The 8219-nt window shown below is 54.0% G+C and carries 8 protein-coding genes and 1 tRNA gene; 4 read left to right on the top strand and 5 right to left on the bottom strand.

What is annotated here, in order from left to right; all coding sequences use genetic code 11:
- The first annotated feature begins 17 nt into the window (after nt 1–17).
- The 4 genes from EDD52_RS23005 (at nt 18) to EDD52_RS23020 (ending at nt 3081) form a co-directional block, all read left to right on the top strand.
- Nucleotides 18–94, top strand: a tRNA-Met gene (locus tag EDD52_RS23005).
- 641 nt (nt 95–735) lie between these two features.
- Nucleotides 736–1425 carry a hypothetical protein gene (locus EDD52_RS23010; RefSeq protein WP_132248954.1) on the top strand — a complete coding sequence of 230 codons (690 nt, stop codon included), beginning with the start codon at nt 736–738 and terminating at the stop codon, nt 1423–1425.
- The gene (locus EDD52_RS23015) at nt 1425–2021 is read left to right on the top strand and encodes a hypothetical protein (RefSeq protein ID WP_132248955.1); all 597 of its coding nucleotides are present in this window, start codon (nt 1425–1427) and stop codon (nt 2019–2021) included. Before EDD52_RS23010 ends, EDD52_RS23015 begins: the two co-directional genes overlap by 1 nt.
- Nucleotides 1999–3081 carry an MBL fold metallo-hydrolase gene (locus EDD52_RS23020; RefSeq protein WP_132248956.1) on the top strand — a complete coding sequence of 361 codons (1083 nt, stop codon included), beginning with the start codon at nt 1999–2001 and terminating at the stop codon, nt 3079–3081. Before EDD52_RS23015 ends, EDD52_RS23020 begins: the two co-directional genes overlap by 23 nt.
- 203 nt (nt 3082–3284) lie before the next feature.
- Here EDD52_RS23020 and EDD52_RS24200 read toward each other — a convergent pair whose 3' ends face one another.
- The 5 genes from EDD52_RS24200 to EDD52_RS23045 all read right to left on the bottom strand — a co-directional run bounded on the left by EDD52_RS24200 (nt 3285) and on the right by EDD52_RS23045 (nt 7958).
- Nucleotides 3285–5306 carry a hypothetical protein gene (locus EDD52_RS24200; protein WP_132248957.1) on the bottom strand — a complete coding sequence of 674 codons (2022 nt, stop codon included), beginning with the start codon at nt 5304–5306 and terminating at the stop codon, nt 3285–3287.
- Nucleotides 5303–5614: a hypothetical protein gene (locus tag EDD52_RS23030; protein WP_132248958.1), complete on the bottom strand. Its 312-nt coding sequence runs from the start codon at nt 5612–5614 to the stop codon at nt 5303–5305. The genes EDD52_RS24200 and EDD52_RS23030 overlap by 4 nt, the downstream gene beginning before the upstream one ends.
- Nucleotides 5607–5810, bottom strand: coding sequence for a helix-turn-helix domain-containing protein (locus EDD52_RS23035; RefSeq protein ID WP_132248959.1), 204 nt, complete (start codon nt 5808–5810; stop codon nt 5607–5609). Before EDD52_RS23035 ends, EDD52_RS23030 begins: the two co-directional genes overlap by 8 nt.
- Before the next feature lie 127 nt (nt 5811–5937).
- Nucleotides 5938–6681 carry a hypothetical protein gene (locus tag EDD52_RS23040; RefSeq protein WP_165907657.1) on the bottom strand — a complete coding sequence of 248 codons (744 nt, stop codon included), beginning with the start codon at nt 6679–6681 and terminating at the stop codon, nt 5938–5940.
- 98 nt (nt 6682–6779) lie between these two features.
- Complete coding sequence (locus EDD52_RS23045) at nt 6780–7958, bottom strand: tyrosine-type recombinase/integrase (protein WP_132248961.1); 1179 nt, start codon at nt 7956–7958, stop codon at nt 6780–6782.
- Nucleotides 7959–8219 lie beyond the last annotated feature (261 nt).

An 8219-nucleotide genomic window follows, 5' to 3' on the forward strand; every position in this document is an offset into this window, starting at 1 on the left:
TGATCGGACAAAATTGGCGCGGGATGGAGCAGCCCGGTAGCTCGTCAGGCTCATAACCTGAAGGTCGTAGGTTCAAATCCTACTCCCGCAACCAAAAATACAACTACATTATCTTACACTTAGCCGCCCAAGGGCGGCTTCTTGCATTCGCGCGCCTCAAGCTCGGTGCTACGCTGGTGCTACGTTTTGAACCCGTGGAAGCTCTGTGGAAGCAAAAGCAGTGGGACGATAGCCCAGAACTCCGCTGCATACGCGAAGGGGTCGCAATGGTGTTGCTGACGAATCAGCGGAAAGCTGCCGTTAACTGCACCCGCGAAGATTGATCGTTGGACAGGCAAGCGGCCATTCAAAGGGCAAGGGGCAAGGGGCAAGGGGCAAGGGGCAAGAACGCAGACACTCATGATGCGCCAGGCATCGAGTTTAGCTCTGGTCAGGAAGATAGCTTTCAAAAAGCTTGCCGCAAGGGCTACGGCTCACCTTCAGTATCCAGCTTGGCCCCTGTAGGCCGTTAGTCCGAAGCAAACACTGATCAAAGGCAAGGCGTTTACTACAACTCATGTTGCGACGAGCGAGCGCACAGGACACCTTGAACCATTTTTTGACCTTTACAGTCTAGATCGTTGCGGCAGCTTGCTATCGCGACGGGTGTTGCTTGATCGGGTTCCAATGTCTATACGCGATGCAAGGTTGGGAGCGTGAGAGCTTCGACACTCTCGGAGACGGTGGGCAAAAATCTTGGTTGAAATCGAAAGATCAAATTGGTCAATCGTATTGCTGGGCAGTTTTAACCCGGCAATCTTTCATCCGTCGTGGTTTGAGTTGCATGGTGTTATCTCCAGCGAGATAGCTGCCATAGCGGAGACAAAAGTTGTCCATAACGAGATCTCGATTATCGTTCTAGGTGATATTGCGATAAATGTCGAAGCCAGCAAATTTCAAGTCGAGACTTCTGTAGCGCCAGAGATTCGTTTGTTAGACTTCGTTTCTAAAATCTTCGGCGACGTCCTGCCGCATTCGAAAATAAGCAGCTTTGGCATAAATAAGTCCGTGCATTTTAGGACTTCGACCAAAGACAAAAGAACGGAAATCGGCCGACGACTTGCCCCAACTGGTCCGTGGGGTGCATTTGGAAACAGAGTAGAAGAAAGTAGCGGGGCCTTACTTGGCGGAATGATGTCCATTCGTATGCGAGAAGTTCTAGAGGATGACGATTCTCGAGGGCATTTTGAAGCCATGGTCGAGCCTTCAAGCGCGATTGACAAAAACACGGGTATCTTCGTTGCGACCAATCGGCATTTTGAACTGAAGGATGTTCCGGAACATGCTGGGGCCAGAGAGGCCATTGAAAAATTGGACAAAGAGTTCGAGATTGCTTTAAAAAATAGCGAAGAATTGATTAACCACTTTGTAGAAATGGCAGAATAATGGCACAAACCGCGTACGCTTTTGACCGAAATTTTCAGACTTCTGGCGAAGTAACCCACCCAAAGACTCGCTTTTTGACGCGCTGTGAGATTGAGGCTGATCAAACCCTAGATGGTGTGATATCTGCGGAGCAGTATCGGCGTTACAACGACGATGTTGTACGGGACGTCATTGGCATCGACCTTGCAAAAGGTGTCGTGCGTCGTGCTTCTCCGCCAACTGATCTGCAGGTAAGAACTGCACCTTCTTCAACCGGTAAGATTGTCGAATGGGAGGGCGTTGTCGAAACGATAGCCGAAGACCACTTCAGTTGTAAAATGAAGGTGGTGAAGGGAAGCCAAGTAGACTTCGATGAATTCTCAGAGTTCTCGATTGACCGTGTCGACCCAGGCGACCGTGATTTGATACAGCCAGGAGCTTTGTTCCGCTTGGTCATTGGTGTTCAGGCCATTTCGGGTACAAGACAACAGTATTCTCGACTGATTTTTCGTCGCCTACCGGCTTGGAGGCAGGAGGCCATGATCAAAGCACGGTCACACCTGGACTCTGTCATGAACGATATTGCCTGGGCTGATGAAAAAACCCCCGCTACCTGAAGAGATTGAAATTACGGTTTTTGGCCCTGGGTATGGTGAGTGCATCGTTGTTCACGCCGGGAGCGGGCGATGGATCGTTGTAGACTCTTGCAAGCATGGCGCGAAAACGCCTCCCGTCGCGCTAAGATACTTTGAACTAATCGGTGTTGACCCAGCCAAACAAGTTGAGCTCGTGCTAGTAACCCATTGGCACGATGATCATATTCGAGGACTCAATGAACTCCTTGAGCGGTGTGAATCCGCCGGAATTTGCATTTCTGAGGCACTAACTCGGAGCGAATTCATTGATTTTCTATCTGCCTATTCAACAAATAGAGCCTCAGCGCTTGGAACTGGTGTCGATGAATTCGTGGCAGTGTTAGAAAAAATGAGGGATCCAAAGAGAAATCCGCTTCGCGGGGGGCAAGACAAGCGAATCTTGAACATCACTGGTCGCGAACTAGCACATGGTGAAAACTGTGAGGTTTGGACGTTATCCCCATCTGCTTTTCAAGTTCTGGAGAGCAATAGCCGTTTCGCTTCTCTTCTTCCAAAGGCCAAGACGACGATGCGTCGAGCCGTACCCGAAGGGAAGAACAATCATTCGGTAGCGGCATGGGTTTCGATTGGAAAAACTAACGTGATCTTGGGCGCCGACTTGGAAAATACTGCGGATGCGCGAGCAGGATGGGCGTCAATTGTGTGTTCCACGAACCGCCCAAGTGGCGACGTAAGCCTGTTCAAGGTACCCCACCATGGATCGGAGAACGGACACAATATCGATTTGTGGGATAACGTGCTGTCCGTTGATGTGATCGCGGTCGTTACCCCTTGGAACCGGAGTGCTGGACTTCCTGGCCCGGAAGATTTGGAGCGGCTAGGTTCAGCCACCGCGAACCTTTTTCTCACTGCGGTTCCTTCATCTTTGGCACGTGCGAGGCATGACCATTCTGTAGAGAGGATGATGCGGGAGTTTGGGATTTCAACCAAGCGCCATGTCAAAAACGTTGGAGCAGTTACTGCTAGACGTCATGCCTCAGCTGAAGGAGAGTGGGCCGTTAAGCGATGGGAGATGGAATAGTTGTTTAACCTATCTGGATATTTTTTTGTTGCGCTGGCCATCGAACGGCTGGTTTGGTGAATTTGCGGCACAGCGTTTGAGTGACCGACGAAAGAAGGCTATGGGCCGGAAACGCCCAATTCATATCACAACAAACCAGTTTTATCGTCAGCACCGTCAGAAGCGTCAGCCAAATGGGCAAGGCTGACGATGCTGACGATACTTTATCCATGTTTGATGCAGATGGCGCGTTGGCCGGTTTTGCCTTGGCGGGCTTTGGACATGGTGACGCCTTGGCGGCGCAGGAGGGGCTGCACCCGCTCTAGCTCGCTAGATAGTTTGTTGGGCTGACGCGGGAATATCAGCGGGTCGTCGGTGAGTTGGGGATAGAGACTGCGCAGCGCTTTTGTCAGTTCGGTTGCGGTGCCTTTGAACGGGCCGTGGTCGGTGATCATGCTAACGATGGCTTCGGCCACGGGGTTGCCTTCAATGGCTGCGCTATCCACAGATTGCCGGTTGGCCGTGTAGGCCTCGGTAAATGCCCCTTCAGGCCAGCCTAGCGCGGGTTCTGCGGCAGTGATCCATTTGGTGAAGTCCGCCATGCGGGGGCGCTCTGTGAGGATGACGGATGACAGCCGCGCAAGGGCCGTGCTTGTCGCGTTCAAAAGCGCTGCAAGGACGTGCGGCGCGGCTTGATTGAATCGCGCCCAGAACTCAGCCTCAAATTCCCGCTTGGTTTCTTCGATGACAGGCAGAGATACGATGATCGACCTGTCCGCCAGATCGGGGCGGCTGGCAAGATCGGGGATGCCGTTCAGCAGCACCGGGCGGGTGGCATCAAACAGCACTTCCTCGGCATTGGTGTGCAGCTTGCGGGTGCCAAATCCGCCGCCGGTCGCAATCCGGCACAAAGCGTCGGCAAGGTTGGGCTTGATATTGGACAGGTTGTCGAAGGCAAGAACGTGATTATGCCGCGCCGCGATGACCAGATCCTGTTCTGACTGCGGCGCACTGCGCGTCATCGGGTTGGCCGGATCAATCAGGCTGCGCAACACTTTGGCGGTGGTGCTTTTGGCGCTGCCTTGTTCGCCGGTCAGGATCAGAATGGGGTAGGGGCCTTTGGGTTGGAAGCATCCCAGAAGCCACGCCACCAACATCCTGAAGTCGGTTTCGGAACCGACATTCAAAAAGGGACGCAACAGGTCGATATCGGCAGGGCCGGTGACGGGGGTGGGCAAGGGCTGCATGGCGCGAGAGCGCTTGAACCGGGCCGCGCCGCGTTGGACGATCTTCCAGCCGTTTGCGTCGATGCAGACAGAGGCCCAATCTTTGCCGCCAAGGTCCAGATAAAGGCAGTCATCGACCGACCCCAAGCGGTTGAAGACGGGATATTCCGGGCCGCTGAAGAGCGCTTCGCCCGCCATTGTCCGGCGTTTGTCGTCCAGCGCGGTTTGCGACAGCATTTTGCCCTCTGCCTGATAGTGCTGATAGGACAGAAAATTCCGGAAATCCGTGGAGTCCAGCGCCATGTTTTCCACATGGTTGGCAAACATCACCGATGCGAACGCCTCTTTCTCCGGAGTGTGCCAAAGCTCAATACTGTCTAAGGACGGCTGGTTTTGAACGGCTTTGCGGGGTTTTACCGTGTCGTCCATTGCGTGCCTTATCAGGCTTTTTACGTCACTTTCTGTCCAGCCCTGTTCAATGGCGTCCGCTGCGTCCCAGCCTTTGACAGAGCCGTTCTTATCGTCTCTTTCCTTGAATTTCCTGTGCATTTCCGGACCCAAGATGACTGCGAATGCAGGGGTTTGCATGGTTTTGGAAAGCGTGCTTTTAACGGCATGTCCGTACTTTGCGCCCGGTTCGTCATAGTCCGGCCAGATCACCACGCGGCGATTGGCAAGCGGCGACAGGTCCGTTTTGGACAAAGCGTTACACCCGCCAAAGCTGGTGGTCGCCAAGAACCCCAAACCGGTCAAAGCGTCGGCGCATTTCTCGCCCTCAACAAAGATAATCACTTGGTCAGGGTCGGCGGCGGCAATCTGGTGCAGATTGTAGAGGGGCCGCAAAGCGGGGGCTTTCCACTCTTGCCGCGACACGTCGAAGGGTATGAAGAACTTGGTCCCGTCCCGCCGGTCGTAGCGATTGGCGACAAGAACAGGCGCGCCCGTGGCGTCGTGGTAGGTGTAGGCGATAGATGGCGGGCCGCACTTCGGATGCGTTGGCAGTAGGGGCGCTGCCGTCATTGTCCCGCCCCCCAATCTTTGCGCAGTTCGCGGGCCGCTTCCGATTGGCTCAATCCGTTCAGGTAAGCGTAGAGGCTGATCGGATCGCCGCCCCGGTCGTCGGTGGCAAAATCGGCCCAACAGCCTTTGTCCAGGTTGATCCGAAACGACCCCCTGTGACGGTCTTGCCGTGTGGGATTAAGAGCCACCCATTCGCGCCCTTTCCGTTGCCCGTCAGGCAACCAAGCCGCCAGAAGGGACGGGAGTCGGTGCAGACAGGACAGGTTGATCACGGCAAAGTCGATTGATTTCCAGCAGCTATCAAGCATTGCTCTCTCCCTGCATACGAGAGGTTACAAACGCTTCGATATCCTGAAGGCGGTAGCGCACAAGCCGTCCGGCTTTGACGTAGGGAAGGTTATAGCGCTTGGTGCAGCGCCACACGTTGAGGGTTTCGACAGAGACCCCAAGATAGTCCGCGACTTGCTCGGGTGTCATAAGATTGGATGGGAAAACGTTTGTCATATCAGGCAGTTCCTTTCCGGTTTGAGCCATGGAAAGAAATTACCAGAAGCCTTGGGGCGCTTCCATTTAAGCTGGTGGCAAGAGCCGGGCGTGTTTTGCGCCCGGAATTTGCAACAAGATATTTTAGCTACCCTGCCTGAACTTTGCGGATGGCGGTAACAATCGCCTGCGGGTTGATCTCTGGCGCAAATGACGCAAAGCACAGCTTTAACGCGGCGACCGTTCTTGCAGGTTCATGGCCGATCTTTTCGTAATAATGCCCCTGCGTAAAAGGATGGGGGGAAAGTGCCACCCAAGCGGTTTTGAAGCGCTTTACGAATTGCAGTAACGCATGATCACCGCCCAGCTTGTGGGCTTCGCTCTGCTCTTTCCAACGGGCTAGATCGGCGGCGTCATCCCTCGATGGCGCTAAGTCCCTGTCACACACAAGAGCCTCTATAGGGGCCAGATCGAAGTCGCCTTCTTTGCTTTTGGGCAGGCCCTCGCTTGGCTTTGGCGTTGTGACCTTGGCCCTTTGTGCGGAAATCGAAATATCCGAGACAAACTGCTTGATGATGAAGAACGGGTTATCTGGCCGGGTATCGTCTAGAAGTGACGCCAATGTATCACCATTCGAGCTGGTGAAGCTCGTCGGGTTGGTTTCCACTTCTCGTTTCAATTTACCCTGAGCCTGCCCGAAGTCATATAAGCCGGTCAGGGATTGCAGCAGCCTGTCCGCATCTTTCGCCACCCGATCCAAACGCGCGTTCTCTGCCTTGAGGCTCTGAAAGCTACGTTGCTCAATTTGGCCGGTCACAAATTCAGAAAACGCCTGATAGTGACCCTGACGCAGTGCCGAAAGGTTCGGCGCATTCTGCGCTATGCCCATCAAGTCAGACAGTTCTCCAAAGAAACTGGGCGGAAATATCTGGTCATAGAACTGCCCCTCAAAAGTTGTGCTGCAAATAGGCGGCATAGGCCAACAGTAGCTCACTGCTCGACCTCATGGCCTTCGGTGGGCCGCATATAGCCAAACATCGCGTCAGTGGCCTTGTTCACGCTGTCCCGCACCGGGTCGAGATTGAGCCGCGCATAGATCGCGGTGGATTGCTGGCTGCGGTGGCCCAGTGATTTGCCGATGATATAGCCATTGGCCCCCGTCGCCGCCTGATAGCTGCCCAGCGTCCGGCGCAGGTCGTGGATGCGCAAATCCTCAATTCCAGCTTGTTTACAAATGCGTTCCCAAGCCTTCTTGGGGTCCGCAAAATGCCCCTTGGCGCCGTTGCCTTCAAACACCCACGGGCTTTCGCTTTTCCACTTCCGTTCGGTCAGGATCGTCATGGCCTCTTTGGGCAGGTGGATGGTTTGGGCGTCGCCATTTTTGGTGGTTTCAATCCGCCAAGTCGCGGTGGTGAAGTTGATATCGCTCCAGCGCATCGCAAGCGTGTTTGATTTCCGCGCGCCCGTCAGCAGAGAAATCATAAAGAAATCCCGCGCGGTCTCATTGGGTTCATTCGCCAGTGCTTCAAAGAAACGCGGCAATTCGTCGGGCTGCAAAAACCGGTCGCGGCTTTTCTCTTTGAACTTCTTGATGCCAACGGCGGGGTTGGTCCCGTTCCACCCCCAATCTATCGCCTTGTTGAAGATCGACCGGATGCGCTCCAACAGGCGGTTGGCTTGATAGAGGCCATTTTCCTTGCCGATCTTGGCGTGAAGCCGTTCGACCTCGGCGCGTTCAATCGATGATATCTTGCGCTTGAACCAGTGCGACAGAAACTTGTTCACCTCGCGCTCGTCATAGGCCCATGACCGTTTATGGACCTTCGAATATTTGTCCATGTAGTCGGCAAACAGCGCCGCAAAGGTCATCTCGTCACGGATCGCGCGTTTGTCCTTTTGCGGGTTTTGTCCCGTCGCAATCTCACCCTTGGCGCTCGCCGCAAGTTTGCGGGCATTCTCGATACTGATATCGGGAAACCGGCCCAGTAAGAGCCGTTCCGGGCGTCCGTCGATGCGTTTGTAGAGATAGAACGATTTGGTGCCTGCGGAAGTGACCGCCATCAACAGACCCTTTTCCCGCTCGTCGTAGTAGTAATCTTTCTTGCCCTTCGCCGGGCTTGGGGCCTTCAGCAATGCGGCCTTGGTGAAGTTGATATGGTGGCTGCTCAAAATCTATCCTTCAAACGCGGTGCTACACTGGTGCTACACTGGTGCTACATCTTGGAGTAATCTTGCGCAATGTCGGGATTGTTTGAAGTGATCAGAAATGCTACTAACATAATGGTAAGTAACGATAAAAATATCTACATCAATATTCGGCTATAAGTAGCCTTTGAGGCTCATAACCTGAAGGTCGTAGGTTCAAATCCTACTCCCGCAACCAACTTAAACGAACTCTCGTTCGACCTGAAACCCGCCTCTCCGGCGGGT

The organism is Primorskyibacter sedentarius, from assembly GCF_004342065.1.
GTDB lineage: Bacteria > Pseudomonadota > Alphaproteobacteria > Rhodobacterales > Rhodobacteraceae > Primorskyibacter > Primorskyibacter sedentarius.

Bases quoted from the DNA above. Each gene is read 5' to 3' on its own strand.
- EDD52_RS23030 (WP_132248958.1), bottom strand. From the start codon at position 5,614: ATGCTTGATAGCTGCTGGAAATCAATCGACTTTGCCGTGATCAACCTG.
- EDD52_RS23035 (WP_132248959.1), bottom strand. From the start codon at position 5,810: ATGACAAACGTTTTCCCATCCAATCTTATGACACCCGAGCAAGTCGCG.
- EDD52_RS23015 (WP_132248955.1), top strand. From the start codon at position 1,425: ATGGCACAAACCGCGTACGCTTTTGACCGAAATTTTCAGACTTCTGGC.
- EDD52_RS24200 (WP_132248957.1), bottom strand. From the start codon at position 5,306: ATGACGGCAGCGCCCCTACTGCCAACGCATCCGAAGTGCGGCCCGCCA.
- EDD52_RS23020 (WP_132248956.1), top strand. From the start codon at position 1,999: ATGAAAAAACCCCCGCTACCTGAAGAGATTGAAATTACGGTTTTTGGC.